The following is a 25,651-nucleotide window of genomic DNA, read 5'->3' as shown; positions in this document are numbered from 1 at the left end:
TGCACGGCGCGATCTGCGGCACTACGCAGTGAGGAACGCTTCGCGAACCGGTTAGGCGAATGACGCGAACGCGCACGGTCTTTGCAAGATTTGCAGCCGCGCTTTGCGCATAGCCACACCCGCTGAATTAGCGCTAGGGCGCACTTGCGGCGGACGCGTCCGTCGCTTCTTCGAGCGTGCTGCGATAAGCGCGCGATTGCATCTCCGCGAGCCGGCTCAGCGTTCTCGATAGATCATGTGCGCCTTCGAGTCCTCGCAAGGCCGAATGAATCGGCTCGTCCGATGCGATGAAAAGCGCACGCTTGCGGTCGTAAAGAATGTCGACCAGCCACACGAGCCGCTGCAACGTGTGCGCTTTCGTGAGCCATTCAGTATGTAGATTATCGACTATGAGTCCATGCCATCGCTCGGCGAGGTCCAGATAGTCGAGGTGCGAACGGCTTGCCACACATAGTGATTCGAAGTCGGTCCACAGCAGCGCCGCGCCCACCGCGTGTGCCGCAAGCGGACGTCCCGCGACACTGATCTTCGTCGATTCGAATGCGCCGCTGCTGTCGTAACGCAGGAAGATTTCACGCAGCGCGTCGTGAGCGGCCGCATCGAGCGGGGCGAAGAAGTGCGGCGTGTCATGCTGTTCGCCGCCGAACCGATAGTCACGCGCGCCGTCGAAATGGATCACGCGGAAATGCCGCTTGATCTGCTCGATGGTGGGCAGGAAACGCTCGTGAAACTCGGGGTCGGACAAAAGGCCGTCGGGCGCATAGTTCGATGTCAGCATGATGCGTGTGCCGAGCTTGATCGCCGTGTCGAGAAAGCGGCCCATCAGGAACGCGTCCGCGATATCGTGCACGTGGAATTCGTCGAAGCATAGCAACTCAATGCCGTCGAGCCATTGCATCGACACGGAGCCGAGCCTGTCGTCTCCACGCGGTTCGCTCACGAGGCGTTGATTCATCTCGCGGAGAAACTCGTGAAAATGCAGGCGCCGCTTGCGGCAATCCGCGAGTTCGAACGCGGTATCGACCACGAGACTTTTGCCGCGTCCAGGCAGTCCATGGCAATACACGCCTTGATAACGCGATTCGACGCGGCTGGCTGTGGACCCAGCCAATGCGGAGAGCGCCGCGATTGCATCGCGCTGCCTCGCATCCGGCACGATGCCGCGCGCGGCGAGACTGCTGGTAATCTCCGCTTCCTCGAACATGCGCGCGCTCATTTCACCTGATGTCCGCTGAGCACGCGCTGCAGTTCACTCGGGTCCACCGGCTTCGTGAAGTGATGATCGAAGCCGGCTTCCACCGCTGTCTGCTTGTCCTGCTGTTGCCCCCAGCCCGTTACCGCAATCAGGCGGATGCCGGCGTCCGGATAGTCGTTGCGAACCCGTCGAGCGACTTCATAGCCGTTCAGGAGCGGCAGACCGATGTCGAGAATGACCGCCTGTGGGGCGAATTCGGCGATCACCGCAAGTCCCGCGACTCCGTCGCTTGCCGTGCGCACCTGGTGACCCTCCAGTTCGAGCACCATTGCGAGGCTGTCGGCGGCGTCCGCATTGTCGTCGACAATCACGATCCGCAGTCCGGCGGCCGGCGGCTTGTCGGGTTCTGTGCTGTCAGCGGGTGCATCGGCGGAACTGGACAGCGGCAGCCGGATCACGAATTCGCTGCCGGCGCCGGGCCCATTGCTGAATGCCGCGACCGTGCCGCCGTGCAATTCCGCAAGACCGCGCACGAGGGCGAGCCCAATGCCGAGTCCGCCTTGGGAGCGATCGAGCGCGGGTGCGAGTTGCGAGAACATTTCGAAGACGCTGTTCAGATGTTCGCGAGGAATGCCGATGCCCGAATCGCGCACCGCAATCACGGCCTGGTTGCCTTCGCGATGTGCGGTGAGCGAAATGCTGCCGCCCGGCGGCGTGTATTTCGCTGCGTTGTTCAGCAGATTGAGGATCATCTGCGAAAGGCGGGTAGGGTCAGCATCGAGAAAAAGCGGCTCAGGAGACAGCGTCACGCTCAGACGATGGTCGGACGCCTGCACGATTGCACGCGCGGCTTCCACCGCGGATTGCATCGCGCGCGCGAGTTCGAGCCGCTGCTTGCGCAGTTCCAGTTTGCCTTGGGTAATACGCGAGACCTCGAGCAGATCGTCGACAAGATGGGTCATGTGCTGCAATTGACGGGAGAACACGTCGCGCGACCAGTTCAGTTGCGGATCGCTGAATTCTTTCGCGCGCAGAATTTCAAGGACATTGCGCATCGGCGCAAGCGGATTGCGTAGCTCATGCGCAAGCGTCGCGAGGAATTCGTCCTTGCGGCGATCCGCGTTGGAAAGCTCCGCGTTAAGCCGTGTGAGTTGCTGCTCGGCATGCCGCCGCTCGGTAATGTCGCGATTGATGCTCACCGCGCCGTAGATGTCGCCGCGCTCGTTGGCGAGCGGTTTGACCACGGTTTCGCAAACGCCGCGCGAACCGTCGCGCCGCACGAACGGCAACTCGCCCCGCCACGTGCCGTACGCGCCGAGACTCGCGAAAACTTCGCGTCGAATGCGCAGCGCATCTTCTGGCGGATGAAAGATCGAGACGTGCTTGCCGAGAATTTCGCGCAGCCGGTAACCGAGCATGCGTTCGCCGCCGACATTGAAGTCGGTGATGTTGCCGCGCAGATCGGTGATCACGATTGCATCGCTCAAGTGCTCGAAGATCGCGGCCTGGCGTAGCAGCACCGTCTGCGCCTGCTTGCGTTCGGTAATGTCGATGCCGAGCCCGTAGACCGTCAGCGGCTCGCCACGCTCGTCGTAAGTGGCGCGGCCGCGGCCTTCCATCCAGCACCAGTCGCCGCTTGCATGCAGGAAGCGGAACTCGGCGACGTAGTCGTCGCGGGTTCGCACCGCATGATCGACGGCTTCGTTGAGCGCGAGCAGATCGCCCGGATGGATCAGTTCGAAAAAACCGCGCGTTGTAATGGCGAGGCGTCCTTCGGCGTAACCCGCGAGCGCTTCCAGTTCGCGGCTCCACCAGAACTTGCCGGTCTTCGGTTCGTGCGACCACGCGCCCATGCGCGCGCCGCGCATGGCCAGACTCAATACGTCGCGGCTTTCCTGCAATTCCCGTTGTGCCCGCTGATGCGCGGCCACCGAAGCCTCCGCATTACGCCGCGCGAGCACGAGTTCCTGCTCGTACTTATGACGATCGGCGACGATGAGCACTGCGACTTCGATGTAGCTCTGGTCGCCGTGCACGCGGCGCACTGCGTTGAGCAATGTCGGCACCGTGTGGCCGTCGCGATGCAGCATGCTCAGCTTGACCTCGGCGACAGAGCCCTGCATTTGCAGCAGCGGCGCCCAATGCGTCTGATAAAAGACCTTACCGCCCGTTGTCAGCAGGTCCTGAAGGCTGATGCCGCTCGTAAGCTCTGCGGCGCCATAGCCGATCCATTCGCAAAACGTTGCGTTAGCGCGCACGATGCGCCCGTCGGTATCGGTCACGACGAGGCCGCAGGCGGCGTGCTCGAACAACGCATCGGCGAGCGGCAAGTGGCGGTCGGTACTTTGCATTGCGTTAAGTTGGGGTCGTCCGCAGGAAAGCGCTGATGGCCTCCGCAGTGGCGATAGGCGCGCTTACGTGCGGACAGTGTCCATTATTCTCGACGACGCGAAGCGTGCTGTTACGCATCGTGCGATGCATGTACTCGCCGACCGCGCGGGGCGCGACGACGTCTTCGCTTGCTTGCAAAATGAGCGTGGGCGTGACGTTCAAAGGCAGCACACCGCGATAATCGGAGAGAAACGTGACACGTGCAAACTGAGCGGCGATCCGCGGATCGGTCCGGCAAAAGCTGTTAATTAATTCAGCGCCGAGTTCCGGCTGATCCGGCACGCCCATGATAGCGGGTGCCATTGCGCTGGACCAGCCGAGGTAGTTGTGCTCGAGCGTGAGCAGCAGGTCGTCGATGTCCTCGCGCGTGAAGCCGCCGATGTAATCGCCGTCGTTCACATAGCAGGGCGAGGGAGTCACCATCGCCTGAGCGGAAAAAAGCTGCGGTGCTTCGAGCGCGGCGAGCAGGCCGATCATGCAACTCACCGAATGGCCGACGAACACGACTGGCCCGTCGGACACTTCGCGGACGATCTCGATCAGGTCGCGCGCATAGCCGTGCAGCGAATCGTATTTGTCGACGTCGTACGCGGCGAGGTCCGACGAGCCGCTGCCCACGTGATCGAACAGCACGATGCGGTAGTCGTCATGGAATGACGGTGCGAGGCGGCGCCACATGCTCTGGTCGCAGCCGAAGCCGTGCGCGAACACCATGGTGCTCGCGCCGCGCCCGGAAATATTCACGTTGTTGCGCTGGATGATGCTCATTGTCGAGTCCTGGAGCGTGCCGGGATAGAAGCGGCGGATGCGCTCGGTCCGGCCTCCGACAGAATGTTACCGCAGTCTCGCGGCGGCGCCGCCACTGCACGTCCGCGCCGATTCGCCGCGCTGCGGCCTGAAGGTTTCATCCGGTCTTTATCGGCTGCTTTGGCGCGTTCTGCGGCTCGATGCCGAAGCGCTCGTATTGTGCAATCACCTGTGCGCCGAAAAGCAGCAACGTGGCGAGCCATTCCAGACTGAAGAGAATGACGATTGCCATGGTGAGCGAACCATACACCACGCTGACCTGTGAAAGCGTCGCGAAGTACCAGACCAGCACATGCCGTGTGATCTCCCACAACAGCGCAGCGACGATGCCGCCGAACAGCGCATGCTTGAGCGATGGCCGTCCGACCGGCATGACCATATAGATCGACGTCAGCAGAAAGACTTCGCCGGCCAGACCCAGCAGATACAGCAGAACGCGCGAAGCGCCCTGCAGCGACACATGCAGCCCGAACAGGTCGATGCCTTCGGCGCCCACGGCCTCCAACCCGCTCGACACGAGCGTGACGATCAACGCGCCGACGCCGAGGAACAGGATGTAACAGTAGGGCAGCAGCGCCGAGAGTAGAAAATGCCGCCGCCGTATAACCACTCGGTGTACGAAGATCAGCGACATCGCGTTTTCGAGTACCGTGAATGCAAGTGAACTGAAGAACAGCATCGTCACGAACAGCACCCAGCCGATCACCGCACGGTGAGCGAGAAAATTGGCAAGCTCGCGCACGAGTGCTGCGGACTGGCCCGGCACGAGCCATTGCAGCAAGTGCCCCAGCGCCGGAAGCAGAATGTGTTGCGGCACGATGCGGGACAGCGCGATGACAATGAGGATCATCAGCGGCACGATGGAAAGCAACGCGTAGTACGCGACCGCGCCGGCGAGCAGCAAACCCTGATTGGCCCGGAACGCCTTCATCGTTTCGAGGAGGAATCTGCCCGGATGCTTCGCGACATTGAGTGTGCGTTGATCGATGATGGAGTACATGGGGCCTCGCCATGCGCGCGGCGGGCCGCCGACGGACGGCGCATGCCGGTGCGCTTCTGCATAGGTTAAGCAAGAAAGCCGCCACGCGCACCGCCACCGCGAAGAAAAGTGTGCAGGAATACGCCTTGCTGTCGAGGTGCAACATGGCATCCGAATCGTCATCGAACACGTTCAGCTCATCGAACATCGCAGCGGAAAATGCGGACTCCGGGGACCTCGTTATCGCGCGGCCCGAGGGTCTGTACTGTCCGCCCGGTGACTTTCATATCGACCCCTGGCGCCCCGTCGAGCGCGCGGTGATCACGCATGCGCACTCCGATCACGCCCGCTTCGGGCATCGGCGTTATCTTGCGTCGCGCGCGGGCGCAAACGTGCTGCTGTCGCGCCTGCCTGACATTTCGCTGCAAACGCTTGCGTACGGCGAACGGCTCGATATCAACGGGGTGACCGTGTCCCTGCATCCCGCCGGACATGTGCTGGGGTCCGCGCAATTACGCATCGAGCACCGCGGGCGCGTGTGGGTCGCATCCGGCGATTACAAACTCGACCCCGATCCGACCTGCGACGCATTCGAGCCCATGCGCTGCGATACATTCATCACCGAGTCGACTTTCGGTCTGCCGATCTACCGCTGGGACGCACCGCAAACCATATTCGACGGCGTCGATTCATGGTGGCGCCATAACGCGGCGCAAGGGCGCGCGTCCGTGCTGTTCTGTTATTCGTTCGGCAAGGCGCAACGCGTGCTGGCAAGCGTCGACGCGGGCATCGGCCCGATCTTCTGTCATGGGGCGGTCGAACCGCTCAATCGGGCTTATCGCGAGGCGGGCGTGCGGTTGCCGCGAGTACGTCTCGTCAGCGAGATTGCACTCAAGGACAAGGCGGCGTTCAGCCAGGCGCTGATCGTTGCGCCGCCGTCCGCACAAGGCAGCGCGTGGCTCAAGCGTTTCGGCGACTATAGCGACGCGTTCGCGTCGGGCTGGATGCGCTTGCGCGGCGCGCGCCGCAGGCGCGGCGTCGATCGTGGGTTCGTGCTTTCCGATCATGCGGATTGGCCGGCGCTGCAAACGGCGATTGGCGCGACCGGCGCGGGCCGCGTGATCGTCACACACGGCTCGGTCGAACCGATGGTGCGCTGGCTGCGCGAGCAGGGACTGGATGCAGGCGCCTTCGTGACCCAATACGGCGACGATACGGTCGAAGCGGATGCATTGGGCGGCGACGAGGCCGTGCCGGGCAATGCGCCGCTCCCGCCAGGCGATGTTGCGCCCGTGCATGAGTTCGACGATGCCGCGAGCCGTTCATGAAGCGCTTCGCTGCTCTTTACACCGCGCTCGACGCGACGACGTCCACGCACGACAAACTCGAAGCGCTGACGAGTTACTTCGCCGTAGCGGAACCCGAAGACGCCGCGTGGGCGTCGTATTTCCTGGCCGGCGGCAAGCCGCGGCAATCGGTGCCCACGCGTCTTTTGACCGAATTCGCCCGCGAACGCGCGGGATTGCCCGCGTGGCTTTTCGAAGAGTCGTATCACGCAGTCGGCGATCTTGCGGAGACCATCGCGCATATTCTGCCGCCCGCGCAGCGCAGTTCCGAACTCGGCCTCACGCAATGGATCGAGCAGCGTGTGCTGACGTTGCGCGGTCTTGCGCCTGAGGAGTTGCGCACACGTTTGTTCAGCTATTGGGACGAACTGGATTGGGGCGAGCGCTTTCTTCTCACGAAGCTGATTGGTGGGGGCTTTCGCGTCGGCGTGGCGCGGCAGTTGGTGGTGCGTGCGCTCGCACAGGTCGCCGGAGTCGATCATAAGCGGATTGCGCAGCGCATGGTCGGATGGACCGATTCGCGGCAGAAGCCGGACGCCGCGCGTTATCTGCGTCTCATCGCACCCGACGCGCCCGACGCCGGCAACGCGGGCGAGCAGAAATCTGCGGATCGACACGACAGCGATCTGGGCCTTCCATATCCGTTCTTTCTCGCGCATCCGTTGCAAACCGATCCCGAGACGCTTGGCGATCCGTCGCGCTGGCTGATCGAATGGAAGTGGGACGGCATACGCGCGCAACTCGTCAAACGCGGCGGCCGTGTGTGGTTGTGGTCGCGAGGCGAGGATCTGATCACCGACCGGTTTCCGGAAGTGGCCGCGCTGGGCGAGGCCTTGCCCGACGGTTTTGTGATCGACGGCGAAATTCTTGCCTGGGAGCCGGGCGCCGCTGCGCCATTGCCGTTCGCGCGCCTTCAACCGCGCATCGCACGAAAGACCCTGACGAAAAAAATCCTCGCCGATTCACCCGCCGCGCTGCTTGCTTACGATCTGCTGGAAGCGCACGGCGAAGACTTACGAATGACGCCGCTGGCCGAACGGCGCGCGCGTCTGGATGCGTTGGCTGCATCGCTAGACGGGACGCTTTCGGGCGACTTGCTTCGTGTATCGCCGCAGGTGTCCGGAGCCGACTGGCGCGCGTTGGCAGCGCTACGCGAAGAGAGCCGCGCGCGGGGTGTCGAGGGCTTCATGGTGAAGGAGCGCGAGTCGATGTACGGTGTTGGTCGCACGAAAGCTTCGGGCACATGGTGGAAGTGGAAGATCGATCCGTATGCAATCGACGCCGTACTGGTTTACGCGCAGCGCGGACACGGCAGACGTGCGAGCCTATACACTGATTTCACGTTCGCGGTGTGGGACGAAGCCAATGGCGTGCGCACTTTGGTGCCGTTCGCCAAGGCGTATTCGGGTCTTACCGATGAGGAAATGCGCCAGGTTGACGCCATCGTACGCAAGACTACGATCGAGAAGTTCGGGCCGGTGCGCAGCGTGACGCCGACGCTCGTATTCGAAATCGGCTTCGAGGGCATTCAGGCGAGCACGCGTCACAAGTCCGGCGTGGCCGTGCGGTTCCCTCGCATGCTGCGCTGGCGCACCGACAAGCATATCGACGACGCGGATACGCTCGCGATGCTCAAGGGTTTCATCGACGATCGCGCGGCCTGACCGCCGCGGTGGCGCATAAGCAACAGACACGCAACGAATCCGTAAGACGCATCGGCAACGATGCGTTCACGAAACACGACGGCAAACACGGCCGCTGCGAGATCGCGGCTCATTCAGAAAGCATGTCACCAGTGATGCAGCGCAGCGCGGGAGCGAATCTTGCAACCGGGCGGCGGGTGCCGTGATGCGGCGCGCGCATGCACCAGGGAGAACGTAGTGATGCTCGACAACCAGTTCGACAACCAGCTCGACAACCACTTCGACGACAGCGAAGACGTGGTCGTGTGGCGGCCAATCCAGTACGCAATGGCGTCGCACCGGCGCGTACTCGTCGTGGACGACTATCGAGAGGCGGCGGACGCGCTGCAAATGTTGTTGAACGCGGACGGGTTCGAATGCCGTGCGCTCGAAGATCCGCACGCGGTCTGCGAAATGGCGTCGCAATGGCAACCGTTCGCCGTGGTGCTCGACATCAAGATGCCCGGCCTGGACGGCCTGGAACTGGCGCGGCGCCTGCGCGCGCATCCGTCCACCGCGCATATGCTGCTGATCGCCTGTACGGCGTTTGCATCACGCGACGACCGCGCTCGCGCGCGCGCCGTGGGCTTCGACGCGCACTGCGCGAAGCCGTTGACGCCGGAGCGTCTGCTGCGCGTGCTGGAGTCGGCTGCGGCGCTGCACGCGGTGGGCGCGCCGTAAAGCGTGCGCGCCGTTTGAAAAAACTGCGGTGTGCAAGACGCGGTTCCGACATGCGTTCCGCCGTGTTCTACGTGTTGCCGACTCCCTCCGTTTTGCTCGAATTGCCGCGCAGCGCATCGCATTTCCTTGCGCGTTTGCTTCGTCGATGCCCGACTCATGTCCCATTGTGCAGCGGCAATGCACCAGAAAACCGCGTTATGCGCGGGCCCGAGGGTTGCTGAATCTGTCGCACCGCCGTGCTTTTTGCACGCCGCGCAGGTTAAACAGCTTTCTGGAGGTTTTATATGAGCGACACAGAACGTCCCACGCCGCCGTTCAAAGGACAGCAGCAGGATCAGACGCCGGGCCGCACTGCGGAGATGAACCCGCAACCCGATCACGGCGAGAAATCGTATAAGGGCTCGGGACGCCTCGCTGGCAAGGCAGCCATCATCACTGGCGGCGACAGTGGCATTGGCCGCGCGGTCGCCATCGCATTCGCGCGTGAAGGCGCAGACGTTTTGATCTCCTATCTGAACGAAGACGACGATGCACGCGAGACCGCGCGCTGGGTCGAAGAGGCCGGCCGGAAAGCGGTGCTGGTGCCAGGCGACATCGCGAATCCGGCGCATTGCAACGCGATTGTCGACAAGGCGATCGAGGCGTTCGGCCGGCTCGACGTGCTCGTGAACAACGCGGCATACCAGATGACCTATCCGTCGCTGGACGAAATCACCGACGAGGAATGGGATAAGACGTTCGATACCAACATCGGCGCGATGTTCCGGATCACACGCGCTGCAGTCAGGCACATGAAGCCGGGCGGCGCCATTGTCAACACCACGTCGATTAATGCGGACCATCCGAATCCCGGGTTGATCGCGTACGCGACGACCAAGGGCGCGATCCAGAACTTTACGGGCGGCCTTGCGCAACTGCTGGCTGAAAAGGGCATCCGCGCGAATTGCGTCGCGCCGGGTCCGATCTGGACGCCGCTGATTCCGTCGACGATGCCGCCGGAAAAAGTCGAAAAATTCGGAGAGCAGGTACCGATGAAGCGTCCGGGCCAACCGGCCGAGGTCGCGCCGGCCTACGTGATGCTGGCGTCCGACGAAGCGAGTTACATCTCTGGCGCGACGATCGCCGTTACAGGCGGTTCGCCGATTATCTAGGCCTGTTCTGCGGGCGCCGACTGGCCGCTGCTTGCGCGACTAAGCGCAAGCAGCGGTTCTCAAAGTTGCGCGTCAAATCTTTATCGACGCCACGCTGGATGAGCGGCGCGCAGTATTGCAACGCTGTGCTGCCGGGCACGCCGCTTGCGCGCGTCATGGGTTCGTCTTGCGCTCGCCGTACGTACCCATCGTCAGGAGAAACCCCCATGAATTCACCCACAGCGGAAACGCTGCTGGACGTTGCACCGAGCGACGTCCAGCGCGTGCCGGTGAGCTTCGACATCAACGGAAAAAAGCACGAGTTCGAAGTGGAAGCCTGGACCTCGCTGCTCGACTTGTTGCGCGAGCACTGCCATTTGAGCGGCACGAAGAAAGGCTGCGATCACGGGCAATGCGGCGCGTGCACCGCGATTGTGAACGGTCAACGTATCAACACATGTCTCGCGCTCGCGGTGGTTCACGACGGCGCGTCGATTACGACAATCGAAGGACTCGCGGACGGCGAAACGCTGCATCCGGTTCAACAGGCGTTCATCGACCACGATGCATTTCAGTGCGGCTACTGCACGCCAGGACAGATCTGCTCGGCCGTGGCGATGCTGCAGGAAGGCCATGCTAAAACCGCGGACGACGTGCGTGAACTGATGAGCGGCAACCTGTGCCGCTGCGGCGCTTACACGAATATCGTCGCCGCGATTCTCGACGCAGCGGAGCTTGCGGATAAGGACCGCCAGGGAGTGACGCCATGAACCGGTTCTCGTACACGCGCGCGAATGAAGTGTCGCAAGCGATCGAACAGCATCGTGCAAAAGGAGCCGCAGCGTTTATCGCGGGCGGTACCAATCTGGTTGATTTGTGGCGCGTGAACGTCGCGCATCCGCAGGTCGTGATCGACATCAACCGCTTGCCGCTTAAGCAGATCGAGCCGACTGCAGCGGGCGGACTGAAAATCGGCGCTCTCGTGACCAACAGCGCGGCCGCTTACGACCCGCAGATTGCCGCGCGTTACCCGTTGCTCTCCAAAGCGATTCTCGCGGGCGCTTCGCCGCAGATTCGCAATGTGGCGAGCGTGGGCGGCAACCTGCTGCAACGCACGCGCTGTGTCTATTTCTACGATGCGGGCACGCGCTGCAACAAGCGCGAACCCGGCACGGGTTGCCCAGCATTGGAAGGCGTGAACCGGATGCATGCGATTCTCGGCGCAAGCGAACACTGCATTGCGGTGCACCCGTCCGACATGTGCGTGGCATTGGCCGCGCTCGACGCAACGGTGCATCTGTCCGGGCCCGACGGTTCGCGCGTGTTGCCGTTCGCCGACTTTCACCGCTTGCCGGGCGACACGCCGCACATCGACACCAATATTCGTGACGACGAATTGATCACTGCGGTCGAGTTACCGAAGCAGGGCTTCGCGCAGCATCATGCGTACATCAAGGTGCGTGACAGGGCGTCCTATGCGTTTGCGCTTGTCTCCGTGGCATTGGGACTGGAACTCGACGGCGACGTGATCGTGAATGCGCGTTGCGCGCTCGGCGGCGTTGCGCACAAGCCGTGGCGCAATACGGGCGCTGAAGCGTCGCTGCAGGGCAAGACGTTGAGCGCGGAGACGGTACGCAACTTCGCTACCGACCTGCTGCGCGACGCGCAGGGCCGCCGCGGCAATGCGTTCAAGGTCGAATTGACGGCGCGCGCGATCGAGCGCGCATTTCTGGGCGCGAGTCAACGTTCGTTCGAGGAGTCTGGGCTATGAACCGTGTTGAATCTTTGCCTGCTCTGCGCGCGAGCGGCGTGCCGCACAAGCGCGTCGACGGCAGACTGAAGGTGACCGGCGCCGCGCAGTACGCGGCCGACTTCACCGCCAATGGACTCACGTATGGCTTCGTCGTGTCGAGCACGATCGCGGCGGGGCGTATCGTGTCGATTGATTCGTCGGCCGCGCTTGCGTTGCCGGGCGTGCTGCATGTGCTGACGTATCAGAATCGCCCTGAGTTGCCTCGCGAGGACAAACCGTACAAAGACATGGTTGCGCCCGGCGGCAGCCCGCTCAGGCCGCTGTGGGACGACCGTGTGTGGTACAGCGGTCAGCCCGTTGCGCTCGTGCTTGCGGAGTCGCTCGAACTGGCGCGTCATGCGGCGTCGCTCGTGGATGTGCGCTATGAGTCGGCGCCGCATCGAACGGATATGGGCGAGGCGCTCATGGACGCAGAGCCGCCTTCGACGGAGAAGGGCGGCTTCGACCCGCCGCCCCCGCCGCGCGGCGACGCCGACGCTGCGTTGGCCAGCGCCGTGGCGCGTGTCGATGCGTTCTACAGCACGCCGGCGGAATATCACAACCCGATGGAAATGCATGGCTGCACAGTCGTGCCCGACGAGCACGGACACTTGACCGTGTACGAAAAGACTCAAGGCGTCGTCAACACGAAGTCGTATCTGACGGCAGTGTTCGGCTTGAGCGACGATCAGGTGCAGGTGGTGTCGCCTTTTGTCGGCGGCGCATTCGGCTCGGGCTTGCGGCCGCAATATCACCTCGCGCTTGCGGTCATGGCGGCGCTCGAATTGAAGCGCCCCGTGCGAGTGACGTTGACGCGCCAGCAGATGTTCACGTTCGCGCATCGGCCGCAGTCGATTCAGCGCGTGGCACTGGGCGCGGGCGCCGACGGCAGGCTGCAGGCGGTGATTCACGAAGCCGTCTCCGAGACATCCCAATACGAAGATTACTGCGACGTGGTGGTGAACTGGGCCGGCCAGCTATATCAATGCGAGAACGTGACGCTCGGCTACAAGGTCGTGAGGCTCGACGTGCCGACGCCCGCCGACATGCGCGCGCCGGGCGCCGCGCAAGGTCTTTTCCCACTCGAAGTGGCAATGGACGAACTGGCCGAGTCGTTGCAGATGGACCCGCTCGAACTGCGCCTCGTTAACTACGCCGAACGCGATGCGAACAAGAATCTGCCGTTCTCCAGCAAGGCGCTGCGCGAATGCTATCGCGAAGGCGCCGCCCGCTTCGGCTGGGACAAGCGGCCGCTTGCGCCGCGCGCGCGACGCGAGGGCACTGAGCTGATCGGCTGGGGCATGGCGACGGGCGCATGGGACGCGATGCAAAACGAAGCGTCCGCGCGCGCGGTGCTCACGCGCGACGGCCAGGTGACTGTGTCGAGTTCGACTGCGGATATCGGCACCGGCACCTACACCGCAATGACGCAGATCGCGGCGGACGCGCTCGGTGTGCCGCTTCACGACGTGGTGTTCGAACTCGGCGATACGCGCTTGCCAAAAGCGCCGCTTGAAGGCGGATCATGGACGGTGTCGTCGGTGGGAAGCGCGGTCGATGTCGCGTGCAAGCGGCTTCACAACCGTCTCGTTGAACTTGCGCGGCAACATGGCGGCGCGCGTTTCGCGAGTGTCGCGCGCGAGGACATCAGGCGTGCGGGCAAGCAGATGGTGTGCGGATCAGGTACCGAAGACGCCATCGCAATCGACACGCTGCTGGAGCGCGCCGGCCTCGAATCGCTCGAAGAGCAAGCCAGCGTGAAGCCGCACGAGAAGCAGCAGGCGTATTCGATGGGCACACACTCGGCGGTGTTTGTCGAAGCGCGCGTGGACGAAGCGCTGGGCACCGTGCGCGTGACTCGCGTGGTGAGTGCCGTGGCCGCGGGTCACATCGTCAATCCGAAGACTGCGGCGAACCAGGTGGCGGGCGGCGTGGTGTGGGGCATCAGCATGGCGCTGCACGAGGAAGGACAGTTCGACCACGATATCGGCCGGCAGATGAACCACAACCTTGCCGACTATCACGTGCCGGTCAACGCGGACATTCATGACATCGACGTGCTGTTCGTCGAGGAGCACGACGATATCGTCAATCCGCTTGGCGTGAAGGGCGTAGGTGAAATCGGCGTGGTGGGCGTGGCGGCTGCAGTTTGTAATGCGATCTGGCATGCGACCGGCAAACGCGTGCGGGAATTGCCGATCACGTTGGACAAACTGTTCGCGTGAGTGCCGGTTGTCGCGCGGGTCGAAGCGGGTCAGTGCAGATCAACGCGCAGGAAGTGTAGAAACGCCGGGAGAGGCAGAGCGGGGCTCGTTAGCCGCGCTCTGCTTCGTCCATTGCGCTGCGGATCAATCTTCGCGCTGTGCGTATTCGCGCAGCGCGAGGCACGACGAAACGTGCCCAAACATCAAGACACAATGCTAGTCGGCGTATTTGAATTCCGGCAGCGCTTCGAGCGACTTTTTGGTCGCCTCCGGCAGTACCACGCGACGATTGGTGATCTGCAGATCGTTGAACGGAACCGCCACGAGATGCTTGCCCAACCCTAGAAAACCGCCAACCGACAGAATGGCGTAGGTGCCGCGGTCGCCGCCTGGCGAGACGATCAGATCGTCGACTGTTCCAATGGTGTCCTTGTTCTTGTTGAAGACGTCGGCCCCGGCCAGCTTCGACGCGCGATAGCCGCTCGCAAGCTGAACCACGTCGGTGCGCCTTTCGGTAATGGATTGCGGAGCGCCCTGCGCATAAGCGTTGCCTTGCGACGCGAGTGTGCCGAGCAGCAGTGCTGCTGCAAGCAGCGGTCTGGCTTGCGTGCTTCCCATGATCGTTTCTCCTTGTTATGTATGGCGCCGTTCGTGGCGCGTCCAGTAGCTTTAAAACCCGTTACCGCAAATTGCGTGCCGCGTCTGGCGCTCCGCCCAGTCTCAGGCCCAAGGATTGCTACAGGAGCGAGCCTGCTATTCATATTGCCTACACAGGAACCGCGCGCAAGCGCTTTTGCTTCTCACAGGAATCCCTATGTCATCCCCGGCCAATTACTCCACGCGCATCGCGGAGGGCACCCCTTTTCCGCTCGGCGCGACATGGAATGGAAACGGTGTGAACTTTGCGCTGTTCTCAGCGCACGCGACCAAGGTCGAACTGTGTCTGTTCGATGAAACCGGTCAGCATGAAATCGAACGCATTGAACTGCCCGAATATACCGACGAGGTCTGGCACGTGTTCGTGCCGAACCTGAAACCCGGTGCCGTGTACGGTTATCGCGTGCATGGTCCGTATGAGCCCGAGAAGGGCCATCGTTTCAATCCGAACAAGCTGTTGCTCGACCCTTATGCGAAGGCGCACATCGGCGAGCTGAAATGGGCGCCTGAAATTTTCGGCTATACGCTCGGTTCCGAAGAGGGCGACCTGTCGTTCGACGAGCGCGACAGCGCGCCGTTCGTGCCGAAGTGCAAGGTGGTGGACGCAACCTTTTCGTGGTCGCACCCGGAGCGCAATCCGCTGCCGTGGGACCGCGTGATCTTCTACGAAACGCATGTTCGCGGCTTCACGAAGCGTCATCCGGAAGTGCCCGAGGAGTTGCGCGGCACCTTCGCGGGGCTCGGACAGAAACCGGTGATCGACTACATCAAGAGCCTCGGCGTGACGTCGGTCGAACTGATGCCAGTCCAGACATTCGTGAACGACAGCTATCTGCTGGAGAAGGGACTCACCAACTACTGGGGCTACAACACCATCGGCTTTTTTGCGGCCGATCCGCGTTTCTTCGCTTCGTCGACGGATTCCGTCAGCGAGTTCAAGGGAATGGTGGACAGCTTCCACAACGCGAACCTCGAAGTCATTCTCGACGTGGTGTACAACCACACCGCCGAAGGCAACGAACGCGGGCCGACGCTCTCGTTCAAGGGCATCGACAACGCGTCGTACTATCGCCTGATGCCGGACGAGCCGCGTTACTACATCAACGATACGGGCACCGGCAACACGCTCAATCTGTCGCATCCTCGCGTATTGCAAATGGTGACCGACAGCCTGCGTTACTGGGTGACGGAAATGAAGGTCGACGGTTTCCGCTTCGACCTCGCGACGATTCTCGGCCGCGAGCCGCACGGCTTCGACGAGGGCGGCGGGTTTCTCGACAGTTGCCGGCAAGACCCGGTTCTCTCCAGCGTGCGGCTCGTCGCGGAACCGTGGGATTGCGGCCCCGGCGGCTACCAGGTGGGTGGCTTTCCGCCCGGCTGGGCCGAATGGAACGACCGCTTCCGCGATACCGTGCGCGCGTACTGGAAGGGAGACGAGGGCATGGTTGCCGATCTCGCTGCTCGGTTGACCGGCTCGGGGGACAAGTTCAACCATCGCGGCCGGCGCCCTTGGGCCAGCGTGAATTTCATTGCCGCTCACGACGGCTTTACGTTGAACGATCTTGTCTCGTACAACGACAAGCACAACGAGGCGAACGGCGAAGACAACAAGGACGGACACTCGGACAACAAGTCGTGGAACATGGGCGTGGAAGGTCCGACCGACGACATCGATATTCGTCAGCAGCGTGAGCGTCAAAAGCGCAATCTGCTGTCCACGTTGCTGCTTTCGCAAGGCACGCCGATGATTCTTGCGGGCGACGAGTTCGGTCGCACGCAGAAGGGCAACAACAACGCGTATTGCCAGGACAACGAGATCAGCTGGGTGGATTGGGAAGGTATCGACGAAGACGGCCGCGCGCTGACCGAGTTCGTGAGAAACCTCACGACGCTGCGTCACCGCTTGCCGGTGCTGCGTCGTAGCCGCTTTCTCACCGGCGAGTACAACGAGGCGCTCGACGTGACCGACGCGCGCTGGCTCTCGCCCGACGGCACCGATCTCACGCCTGAACAATGGGCCGATCCGCTGATGCGCTGCTTCGGTCTCGTGATCGACGGCCGCGCGCAGGCAAGCGGCATTCGTCGTCCCGCGTCGGACGCCACGCTGTTGCTGGTGCTGAACGCGCATCACGACGTCGTCAACTTCACCTTGCCTGAGGTGCCCGAAGGCGAACGCTGGACCTGCCTGCTCGACACGAACATGCCGGTGCGCGCGGAACTGCCTCAGTTCAGCGCTGGCGACGACTATCAGGTGACAGCGCGCTCACTTCTGCTGTTCGCGCTCGAGGCACCGAGTCGCGCGACGCAACGCGTGTTCGACCGGCTGGAAGAGCAGCTCACTTCGGATGAAAGCGAAGTCCCGCCTGCACCCTGATCGGGGATAGCACTTCGGGAATAGCACTTGCTGTTTGCTTCAAGGCCGCGCGTATTCACTCAGTGATTGCGCGCGGCCTTTCGCCATGCCGGCATCCGCTTGACCTTTACTGTAGGTGACCAAATGGAACAGGAGCAGACCTCTCAGGAGGAACAGATTCGCATGCGTGCTTATTACCTGTGGGAGCAGGCGTCGGAGCCGAAGGGCACACCCGACGAATACTGGGAGCAGGCCCGCAGCGAGATTGAGAAGGAAGCGCCGCCAGTGGAAAGCGGGCCGATTGCGGAAGAGCCGAAAAAATAAGCACATGCAAGGGAGCACTACAACAGATAACCACAAGCGGCACGCATCGCCATGAAGGACTTTCCTGAACCGTCACGCGGCAGGCATCCCACGCGCATCGACGCGCCGCCTGCCGCGTTCGGTCTGGATGCGCTGATCGCGTTGGCTGTCGGCGCAGGTCTCGTAGCGTGCCTGTATTTCGCGCGAGCGGTTCTGATTCCAATGACGCTCGCAATTCTGTTGAGCTTTCTCGTCGCGCCACTTGTGAAGTCGCTGGGCCGTTTGAAGCTTGGCCATGTCGCGTCGGTGTTCGCCGCTGTGGTGATCTCGGTGTCGGTGATCGGCGTGCTCGGCGCGGTGATCGCCATGCAACTGACCGATCTGGCGGCCGGCATGCCACGCTATCAGGCAACCATCGAGCATAAGATGGAAGCCGCGCATACGCTGACGGTAGGCAAGCTCGATCGCTTCGCCAAAGCCGCGGGTCAGGCGCTGCAGCGTGCCACCGTTGAACCGACGCCGCCCGCGCCGCGGCGCGATGCGTCTTCTTCCGATGGCCGCGCGCCTGCCGCCGTTCCCGTCGAAGTGCGCGAGCCGGTACCGACGCCGCTGGAACTCGCGCGCCGCGTGTTGTCGCCGGCAATCAGTCCACTGGAGACGGCGTTCATCGTCTTCGTCGTGATGGTGGTGATCCTCCTGCAACGCGACGATCTTCGCGATCGCGCGATCAGGCTGTTCGGCTCGCGCGACCTGCATCGCACCACTACTGTGATGGACGAAGCAGCGCGGCGCCTGAGCCGCTACTTCGTTTCGCAGCTTGGATTGAATGCGGGGCTCGGTGTCGTAATCGGCGCAGGGCTTTTCTTGATTGGCGTGCCGAGTCCGATCTTGTGGGGCATCCTCGCGGCGTTGCTTCGGCTCGTGCCGTATGTCGGTATCTGGATCGCGGGCGGCCTTGCTACCGCACTCGCCGCCGCGGTGAGTCCCGGGTGGGACATGGCGATCTGGTCGATAGCGCTTTTCGTGACGGTCGAGCTGCTGGTGGGCCAGGTCGTGGAGCCGCTTCTGTATGGACGCAGCACCGGACTCTCGCCGTTTTCGGTCGTCGTGGCGGCGATCTTCTGGAGCTGGATCTGGGGGCCAATCGGGCTTATTTTGTCGACGCCTTTGACGCTCTGCCTGCTCGTGCTCGGCCGGCATATCAGGCGTCTGGAATTTCTCGACGTGATGCTGGGCGACCAGCCCGCGCTCACGCCCGTCGAAAACTTTTATCAACGTGTGCTCGCAGGCGACCCCGACGAAGCGCTCGCGCAAGCGGAACTCCTGCTGCGCGAGCGTTCGCTGTCGGCGTACTACGACGAGGTGACGATCCCGGGCCTGCAACTCGCCGCCAACGACGTCGTGCGCGGCAGCGTGACCTCGGTGCAGCTCGCGCGCATCGAGTCCACCACGAACGATCTGATCGATGGACTCGACGGTTATCCGGACGAGCAGCCGCCGCGGCTCATGGCGGAGGATGCGGGCACCGATATCGGACCGGTGGCGCCGTCGCATATCGCGCCGGCTGCATCGGCGGGCATGCATGCGTTGTTTGCAAACCATATGTCGCGTGGTGCCGCGCAAGGGCCGCGCGACGATAGCGCTCAACAAGCCGCTGAAGATGCGCTGGAGGAAGCAGAAGATCCGCCGCGCGCAGCGAATCAACGTGTCTTGTGCATTCCCGGGCGGGGCCCGCTCGATCCTCTGGCGTCGACCATTCTGTTGCAACTGCTCGGCAAGCATGGTTTCACTGCACGCGCGCTACCGCATGAGGCCGCTTCACGCGCCTCGATCGAGCAGATGGATGCCGACGACGTGGGCATCGTCTGCATCGTCTATTTGCGGATCGACGGTGTGCCCTCGCATTTGCGCTACATGGTGCGGCGCATTCGCGCACGCTTGCCGAACGCGTCGATTATCGTCGGACTGTGGGCGCGCGAGGATCTCGAGAAGTGGAGCGTCGATCTGCAAAACGCAATGGGCGCCGAATGCTATGTCACTTCATTACAGGAGATGCTGGCGGCTTGCCGCATGTGCGCCAGCACGGCAAGCGGTGAACCGCTCGCAGTCGCCGACGTCTAGAAAAGCACCGGAAAAGCAGGCAAAAAAACGCCCGGCGCTTGCGCGTCGGGCGATTGTCGTTGGAGCAGTGCTTACTTGCCGGTGGCTCCGCCTTCTGAGGTCTTGCCTTCGTCGTCAGTCACGATTTTCGTCGTGCCGCCGGTAGAGGGCGGGTCGCTCGCCGGAAACGTGTCCTCGACTTCCTTGTCGATCTGCTTCTCGGTCTTGTCGGCATTCGGATGCTGTTCCTTGGGTTCTGCCATGACGCTTCTCCTTGAGCTGATAGGTGTGATGGGTGGACGGCCATGCTGCTCGCACGGCCTGCTTGGGGTGCTTTTTACATCGGCATGTAGAGTTGAATGAAAGGTGAGCGCTCCATGAGCTAAACATCGACACGCTTCAGACTGTCCCGCACGACTCGCGCCCGACAATCCGCAATGCGTCGGCGCGCGTGAGCGGACCTCGGTGCATGGCGTCGATCAGGTGCGCGGTCTGTGCGTCGCGTTCACACGCGAGCACGGCGAGAACCTTGTCGTCCTTCACGTAAAGCACAGCGAACTCGTAACTGTCCAGGTCGCCGTCTATCACCAGCTCGTCCCAGTCGCTTGCATGGCCGAGATATTCAAACGTCTTGCCGAAGTGGTAGGTCCAGAAAAACGGCACGCCGTCATAACGGTTGCGTGCACCGCACATGTTTTGCGCGGCGATGCGCGCGTGCTGTTGCGCTACTCGCCAGTGCTCGATCCGCAGCGGCTCTTCGTTCTCGCGCAGCGGAAACATCGCAATGTCGCCGGCGGCGTAAAGACCGGGCGCGGCCTGCATACCTGCATTCACGATCACGCCGCCGTCCTTTTGCAACGGCAATCCTTGGACAAAGCCGGTGGCCGGGGTCACGCTTGTGCCTAACAGCACGACATCGGCGGCGATATGCTCGCCGCTTTCCAGCATCACTTCATGCACGCTGCCTTCTTCCCCTTCGAGCGACGCGACCTTCGCTTCCGGATAAAACTTCACGCCATTGCTTTCGTGCAGCGCGCGGAACATCGCGCCCATGCGTTCGCCGAACTGCTTCGCAAAGGGCACCTTGTCCGGCGAAATAATGGCGACTTCGACGCCGCGTTTGCGCAGCGATGCGGCGGTTTCGAGTCCGATGAAACCGCTGCCGATAATCGCTACCCGCGTGGAGGTGGTCGCGGCGGTAGACGGGGCGTCGGTCGCGAGTTCGTCGGTCGGCCCGTCGCCAAGCGCGTCGACGATCGCCGTGGCGTCGGCGAGATTGCGCAGCACATATACGCCGCCAAGCTCGCAGCCAGGAATAGACGGGACTTTCGGCACACCGCCGGTCGCGAGCAATGCGGTGTCGTAGGTCAATGCGCCACCGGGTTCCAGATGAACGGTACGGTTGGGAACATCGAGGCGCACCACCTTTGCGACGATCCGTTCCACGCCGTGCTGCTCGAACCACTCGTGAGCGAGAAGCGGCGGCACATCGGCGGGGGACATCTCCGCGGAAGGGACAAACTTGCTGAGCGACGTGCGATCGTAAGGCGCGTGCGGTTCGTCGCCGATCAGCGTGATGCGCCCGCTAAAGCCGTACTCGCGCAGCGCCGCGCAAGCCGCGGCGCCGGCCGCGCCCGCGCCGATTACCGCGAAATGCGGTTCCTGTGTGCGGGCAAGCTCTGTTTCGTTCGGCAGCTTGCCTGGTGTCACCATCACGTCATCGCCGTCGACGATCACCGCATAGCGTTCGAGCGGCACGAGCGGCGGCGGCTCCAGCACCTGGCCGGTGGATGCGTCGAACGTGCCCTTATGCCACGGACAAATGATCCGGCCGCGGCACAACGCGCCTTTCTCGAGCGGCCCGCCTGCGTGCGGACAATCGGCGGAATAGGCGCGCACGGTGTCGCCGTCGCGGACCAGCAGGATTTTTTCGTCACCCACTACGACGCGTTGTGCCCGGTCCTCGCGTAGCTGCGAAAGCTGGGCGACGTGTACTGCGGTCGTGGGCATGCGGGTTCCTTGAGGCGTTGTCTGATGCGGCCCGCAGCGGTAGGATCGCGCGCCGAGGCCACAGGACCAAAATGAGAAAAGTGCTACATGAGCGAGCAATTGCCGTGCCCGACATCGGCTAAATCCAGTCCATGCAAAAACATTTCTCGTTTCTTCGCTTCTCGCTATGTGAATGGTCGGAAAGTACGCTAGATTCCTTTTAAGGAAATAGCGCACGATCAGAAGGCACGATATGTGCTACGAATCAGATGACTTCCCATGACTTTGTGGAGATGTTGGCCGTGCAGCGTGCGGAGCGAGTTGCAGTTGATGTCCCAATGCCGTCGCGCAATTTTGCGGCGACGCGGCGTGTGTTACTTGTTGTGCTTGCTGTTTCGATTCTCTTCCCGCTTGCATGCCTCGCCGGCTACGGTTATTTCGATTACCAGCGGCGCATCGCCGATTCGAACGACATGATCGACCGGCTAGTGCGTGTGACCGAGGAACAGGCGGTCAAGGTGCTCGACCTGAACCAGCAGATGGCTTCGCGCATCGTCGAGCTGATCGGCGACGAAGACGATCAGCAGCTTCGTGCGCGTGACGCGCAGTTGCACAAAGCCCTGCGCGAAATCGGCGGGGACTTTCCGCAAGTGGCGTCCATCAACCTGATTGGTGTGAACGGCGATCTGCTCGTGTCGAGCCGCGCGTATCCGGCAACCGGCATCTCCATCGGTCATCGCGAAGACTTCGTCTCCGCGCGAGCGATGCGCCCGCATCCGTACTTTTCGTTGCCCATGTTCGGTCCGTTATCGCAAACGGACGTGTTCAACACCACCATCGCCCGCACGGACACCGACGGCAACTTCCTTGGCGTCGTGTCGGTCGCGTTGCGCAACGAGTACTTCTCGCGCTTTTATCGCGAGCTCACTAACGGCGACTCATCGCTCGCGTTGGCGCTCTATCGTCAGGACGGCAATCTGCTCGTGCGCTATCCGCCGTTGCCGGCAGGCGTGGCGGATAGTGCGTCCGACGCATTTGCCTCCGCGTTGCGCGACAAACAGCTGTCCGGCCACGTGCGCGTCAAATCGGCGGAAGACGGCGGCGAGCGGCTCGTGGCGTTTCGCCGGGTCGGCGACTATCCGTTGTATGTGTCCAGCGCCTATGCAACAGGCGCGATCGTCGACGCGTGGCGCCAGCACTTCATGGTGATCGCCGCGTTGACCGCGGTGCCGTGTATCGCGATCTGGATCCTCGTGCTCTACTCGCTGCGTCAACTCGACGGCGAGCGCGTCGCATGGGAGCGCTGGCAGGGCGAGGTTGCGATGCGGCTTTCCGCGGAAGCTTCGAGCCGGCAATTGCAGCGCATGGGCGCGCTAGGCAATCTGGTCGCGAACGTCGCGCACGATTTCAACAATCTGCTAATGGTCGTCTCCGCGAATATCGAGCTTGCCCGTCTCAAGCGGTTCAACAACCTCGAAAAGGAAATGACGGCGGTTCAGCGCGCCACCGCGACTGCGGAATCGCTCACGCGCAGGCTTTTGAGCGTCGCAAAGAAGCAGCCGCTGAAGCAGGAGCCGATCCACCTGAAAAAGTGGATTCCGGGCGCGGCGCCGCTCATCGAGGCGGCGCTCGGCGATCAGATCGAACTGGCGCTCAGCATTGTCGACGACGTATGGGACGTGCTCGCGGATCCGACCGACCTCGAACTTGCGATCATGAACCTGGCGGTGAATGCACGCGACGCGATGCCGCGCGGCGGACGCTTCGTGATTCGTTGCCAGAACAACCGGCTGGTCGGCAGCGATACCTTGCTGCCCGATGGCGAATACGTGCTGATCGCGTGTTCCGACGACGGCGAAGGCATGCCCGAATCAGTCGCGCGGCGCGCGTTCGAGGCGCTGTTCACGACCAAACTGAGCGGCTCGGGCGCGGGCCTCGGTTTGGCGCAGGTGCTGTCTATGTGCGAACAGGCGGGCGGCACCGCGAAGATCGACAGCGTGCCCGGCAGCGGCACGACGGTGCGGATGTATCTGCCGCGCTATCGCGAACGCCGCCAGCCGCGCGCCGTGAAAGAAGAAGTGGTGGAACAGGCAACACTGCAGCATGCGGGCATGGTGCTCCTCGTGGAAGACAACGAAGACGTCGCGGCGGGCGTCGCAGCCGTGCTGGAAACGTTCGGCTGCGCAGTGCGTCACGAGCCCACAGCCGATCAGGCGTTCGACGTCCTGACCGGTGGCGAGCGCTTTGAACTCGTGTTGTCGGACATTCAGATGCCAGGCAAGCTGAACGGCATTGACCTGGCTGAAAAAGTGCGCAGTGCATGGCCCACGCAGAAGATCGCTTTAATGACGGGCTACGCGGACGAACTCGAACGCGCGAGGCGCTTGGGCGTAGCCATATTGGCGAAGCCATTCAACATCGAGGAACTGCACGCGCTGGTGGCCTGCGAACCGTAATGCGTTGCAATCTTGAGGCACAGCCCTTGCTGAACTCCTGACGAGGCATGCGCGCCTGGCTCGCCTACGCGCGCAATCCGCTTCTTTTTCGCGTCCATTCCGACAGGAGAACAGTCATGAAGATCAAGAAGGCACTGCTTATTTCCACATTGCTCACGGCTTCCACGCTTGCCATGGCACAAGGTGCGGGCGGTTCGGGTGGGGCTGGCGGCGGGCCGGCCGGCAACGATCCGGCCACGACCGGCGGCGCGAATGCTTCCACGCGCGAAGGCGGTGACGCTACGTCATCGGGCGCTATGTCGCATTCGAAGTCGAAGAAGCACTCGTCGAAGTCGAAGGCCACGAAGCCCGCGACCGACACGACCAACATGCCGGGCGCGAACGCAAGCAGCGACACGAAAGGGCAATAACCGGCCGCGTTCCGAGTGAGCGCCTGTAGCGCGAATGCGCTACAGGCGTCTCACGAATCGAATGCTTTACCGGCGCGGCCTGACTGACTAATTTTTTTCTTGCGACGCGTCGTACTTGCCGAGTGCCGCCGCGCTGTTCAGGCGCGCCCGCTTCAGTAATGCCTGCTGCGCTTCCTCGACGTTGCTTGCCGCGCCTTTCCAGGCTTGTAACGGCGGTTCCTGCAACGCACGTCCATACGAGAAGCTCAGATTCCACGGCAGCGGTCCGAGGCGATTCATTGCGTCGAGGTTCGCGGTAGCTTCTTCGGGCGACTGCCCGCCAGACAGAAATACGATGCCCGGCACGGCCGCGGGCACGGTGCGTTTCAGAATCCGCACCGTGTAAGCGGCGATATCCGCAGTGGACGATTGCCGCGCGCTCTCCGAACCGGCGATCACCATGCTCGGCTTCAGCAGCATATGTTCAAGCACGACGCGATGCCGTTGCAGCGCGACGAACACCTCGTGTAAAACCGCCTCGGTCACTTCGGCGCTGCGCTCGATCGTGTGGTCGCCATCCATCAACACTTCCGGTTCGACGATCGGCACGATGCCCGCTTCCTGCGCGATCGCGGCGTAACGCGCGAGCGAGTCCGCATTCGCTTCTATCGCGAGACGGCTGGGCAGATTGGCCGTGATGTTGTAGACCGCGCGCCACTTTGCAAAGCGCGCGCCTTGTTTTTTGTAATCGACGAAGCGGCGCGCGAGGCCGTCGAGGCCTTCGGTGATTTCATCGCCCGGAGCATGAGCAAGCGGAACCTTGCCAAGGTCCACCTTGATGCCCGGCACGATCCCGTTCTTCGCGGCGACCTCGGGGAACGGCGTGCCGTTGTCCGCTTTCTGGCCGAGCGTTTCTTCGTAGAGAATCACGCCGCTCACAAATTCGCCGAGGCCCGGCGTGGTGAGCAGCAGATTGCGATACGCACGGCGGTTTTCCTCGGTGGAGTCGAGTCCGATCGTCTTGAAGCGTTTGGCGATGGTGGGGCCGCTTTCGTCGGCGGCGAGCAGGCCCTTGCCGGGCTGAACCATTGCGTCGACGGTGGCTTGCAGTTCGCTACGGGTGTCCATGAGATGTGCTCCCTTTGTTCCGGTTGCGGAAGGAAAACTGCGGCCGCGGCGCATTGGCGGCCGCTGCAT

General features: G+C 62.6%; 20 protein-coding genes. 12 read left to right on the top strand and 8 right to left on the bottom strand.

What is annotated here, in order from left to right; all coding sequences use genetic code 11:
* Window positions 1-133: 133 nt before the first annotated feature.
* The 4 genes from zapE to SB753_RS01955 form a co-directional block, all read right to left on the bottom strand.
* Window positions 134-1,204 (bottom strand): cell division protein ZapE, encoded by a 1,071-nt coding sequence (zapE, locus tag SB753_RS01970; RefSeq protein WP_410798726.1) that lies wholly within the window; start codon window positions 1,202-1,204, stop codon window positions 134-136.
* 8 nt (window positions 1,205-1,212) lie between these two features.
* The gene (locus tag SB753_RS01965) at window positions 1,213-3,546 is read right to left on the bottom strand and encodes a PAS domain S-box protein (RefSeq protein WP_087754823.1); all 2,334 of its coding nucleotides are present in this window, start codon (window positions 3,544-3,546) and stop codon (window positions 1,213-1,215) included.
* A gap of 4 nt (window positions 3,547-3,550) precedes the next feature.
* Window positions 3,551-4,354 (bottom strand): alpha/beta fold hydrolase, encoded by an 804-nt coding sequence (locus tag SB753_RS01960; protein ID WP_410798724.1) that lies wholly within the window; start codon window positions 4,352-4,354, stop codon window positions 3,551-3,553.
* A gap of 136 nt (window positions 4,355-4,490) precedes the next feature.
* Window positions 4,491-5,393: a YihY/virulence factor BrkB family protein gene (locus SB753_RS01955; protein ID WP_020067854.1), complete on the bottom strand. Its 903-nt coding sequence runs from the start codon at window positions 5,391-5,393 to the stop codon at window positions 4,491-4,493.
* Window positions 5,394-5,536: 143 nt separating this feature from the next.
* Here SB753_RS01955 and SB753_RS01950 point away from each other — a divergent pair, with 143 nt between their 5' ends.
* The 7 genes from SB753_RS01950 (at window position 5,537) to SB753_RS01920 (ending at window position 14,228) form a co-directional block, all read left to right on the top strand.
* Window positions 5,537-6,700 carry a ligase-associated DNA damage response exonuclease gene (locus SB753_RS01950; protein WP_410798722.1) on the top strand — a complete coding sequence of 388 codons (1,164 nt, stop codon included), beginning with the start codon at window positions 5,537-5,539 and terminating at the stop codon, window positions 6,698-6,700.
* Window positions 6,697-8,382 carry an ATP-dependent DNA ligase gene (locus SB753_RS01945; RefSeq protein WP_410798720.1) on the top strand — a complete coding sequence of 562 codons (1,686 nt, stop codon included), beginning with the start codon at window positions 6,697-6,699 and terminating at the stop codon, window positions 8,380-8,382. Before SB753_RS01950 ends, SB753_RS01945 begins: the two co-directional genes overlap by 4 nt.
* A 219-nt stretch (window positions 8,383-8,601) precedes the next feature.
* Window positions 8,602-9,081, top strand: a complete 480-nt coding sequence (locus SB753_RS01940) for a response regulator (protein ID WP_204521492.1) — start codon at window positions 8,602-8,604, stop codon at window positions 9,079-9,081.
* Window positions 9,082-9,365: 284 nt separating this feature from the next.
* A complete protein-coding gene (locus tag SB753_RS01935) occupies window positions 9,366-10,232 on the top strand; it encodes an SDR family oxidoreductase (RefSeq protein WP_087754821.1) in 867 nt (288 codons plus the stop codon).
* A gap of 206 nt (window positions 10,233-10,438) precedes the next feature.
* Window positions 10,439-10,981, top strand: a complete 543-nt coding sequence (locus tag SB753_RS01930; RefSeq protein WP_410798718.1) for a (2Fe-2S)-binding protein — start codon at window positions 10,439-10,441, stop codon at window positions 10,979-10,981.
* Window positions 10,978-11,982 carry an FAD binding domain-containing protein gene (locus SB753_RS01925; RefSeq protein WP_088173692.1) on the top strand — a complete coding sequence of 335 codons (1,005 nt, stop codon included), beginning with the start codon at window positions 10,978-10,980 and terminating at the stop codon, window positions 11,980-11,982. Before SB753_RS01930 ends, SB753_RS01925 begins: the two co-directional genes overlap by 4 nt.
* Window positions 11,979-14,228 carry a xanthine dehydrogenase family protein molybdopterin-binding subunit gene (locus SB753_RS01920; RefSeq protein WP_087754818.1) on the top strand — a complete coding sequence of 750 codons (2,250 nt, stop codon included), beginning with the start codon at window positions 11,979-11,981 and terminating at the stop codon, window positions 14,226-14,228. The genes SB753_RS01925 and SB753_RS01920 overlap by 4 nt, the downstream gene beginning before the upstream one ends.
* Window positions 14,229-14,423: 195 nt before the next feature.
* Here the strand turns inward: SB753_RS01920 and SB753_RS01915 are convergent, their stop codons facing one another.
* Window positions 14,424-14,825, bottom strand: coding sequence for a PRC-barrel domain-containing protein (locus tag SB753_RS01915; protein WP_088173690.1), 402 nt, complete (start codon window positions 14,823-14,825; stop codon window positions 14,424-14,426).
* A 196-nt stretch (window positions 14,826-15,021) separates the two neighbouring features.
* Here SB753_RS01915 and glgX point away from each other — a divergent pair, with 196 nt between their 5' ends.
* From glgX to SB753_RS01900, 3 genes are all read left to right on the top strand, one after another.
* Entirely contained in the window at window positions 15,022-17,238 is a 2,217-nt protein-coding gene (glgX, locus tag SB753_RS01910) for a glycogen debranching protein GlgX (protein WP_020067844.1), read from the top strand.
* A 123-nt stretch (window positions 17,239-17,361) separates the two neighbouring features.
* Window positions 17,362-17,541, top strand: coding sequence for a DUF2934 domain-containing protein (locus SB753_RS01905; protein ID WP_020067843.1), 180 nt, complete (start codon window positions 17,362-17,364; stop codon window positions 17,539-17,541).
* A gap of 51 nt (window positions 17,542-17,592) precedes the next feature.
* Window positions 17,593-19,641 (top strand): AI-2E family transporter, encoded by a 2,049-nt coding sequence (locus SB753_RS01900; protein WP_410798717.1) that lies wholly within the window; start codon window positions 17,593-17,595, stop codon window positions 19,639-19,641.
* A gap of 71 nt (window positions 19,642-19,712) precedes the next feature.
* Here the strand turns inward: SB753_RS01900 and SB753_RS01895 are convergent, their stop codons facing one another.
* Together SB753_RS01895 and SB753_RS01890 are read right to left on the bottom strand one after the other, a co-directional pair.
* Window positions 19,713-19,883, bottom strand: a complete 171-nt coding sequence (locus SB753_RS01895) for a hypothetical protein (RefSeq protein WP_020067841.1) — start codon at window positions 19,881-19,883, stop codon at window positions 19,713-19,715.
* A 136-nt stretch (window positions 19,884-20,019) separates the two neighbouring features.
* The gene (locus SB753_RS01890; protein ID WP_410798716.1) at window positions 20,020-21,630 is read right to left on the bottom strand and encodes an FAD-dependent oxidoreductase; all 1,611 of its coding nucleotides are present in this window, start codon (window positions 21,628-21,630) and stop codon (window positions 20,020-20,022) included.
* Window positions 21,631-21,911: 281 nt separating this feature from the next.
* Here SB753_RS01890 and SB753_RS01885 point away from each other — a divergent pair, with 281 nt between their 5' ends.
* Together SB753_RS01885 and SB753_RS01880 are read left to right on the top strand one after the other, a co-directional pair.
* The gene (locus SB753_RS01885) at window positions 21,912-24,065 is read left to right on the top strand and encodes an ATP-binding protein (RefSeq protein WP_410799593.1); all 2,154 of its coding nucleotides are present in this window, start codon (window positions 21,912-21,914) and stop codon (window positions 24,063-24,065) included.
* Between the two features lie 116 nt (window positions 24,066-24,181).
* The gene (locus SB753_RS01880; protein WP_020067838.1) at window positions 24,182-24,475 is read left to right on the top strand and encodes a hypothetical protein; all 294 of its coding nucleotides are present in this window, start codon (window positions 24,182-24,184) and stop codon (window positions 24,473-24,475) included.
* 87 nt (window positions 24,476-24,562) lie between these two features.
* Here SB753_RS01880 and SB753_RS01875 read toward each other — a convergent pair whose 3' ends face one another.
* The gene (locus SB753_RS01875) at window positions 24,563-25,582 is read right to left on the bottom strand and encodes a class I fructose-bisphosphate aldolase (protein WP_310066831.1); all 1,020 of its coding nucleotides are present in this window, start codon (window positions 25,580-25,582) and stop codon (window positions 24,563-24,565) included.
* Window positions 25,583-25,651 lie beyond the last annotated feature (69 nt).

Source organism: Paraburkholderia sp. SIMBA_053, assembly GCF_046534895.1.
Taxonomy (GTDB): domain Bacteria; phylum Pseudomonadota; class Gammaproteobacteria; order Burkholderiales; family Burkholderiaceae; genus Paraburkholderia; species Paraburkholderia caledonica.
Note: the sequence above shows the minus strand (reverse complement) of the source record. Positions and strands in the feature narration are given on the sequence as shown.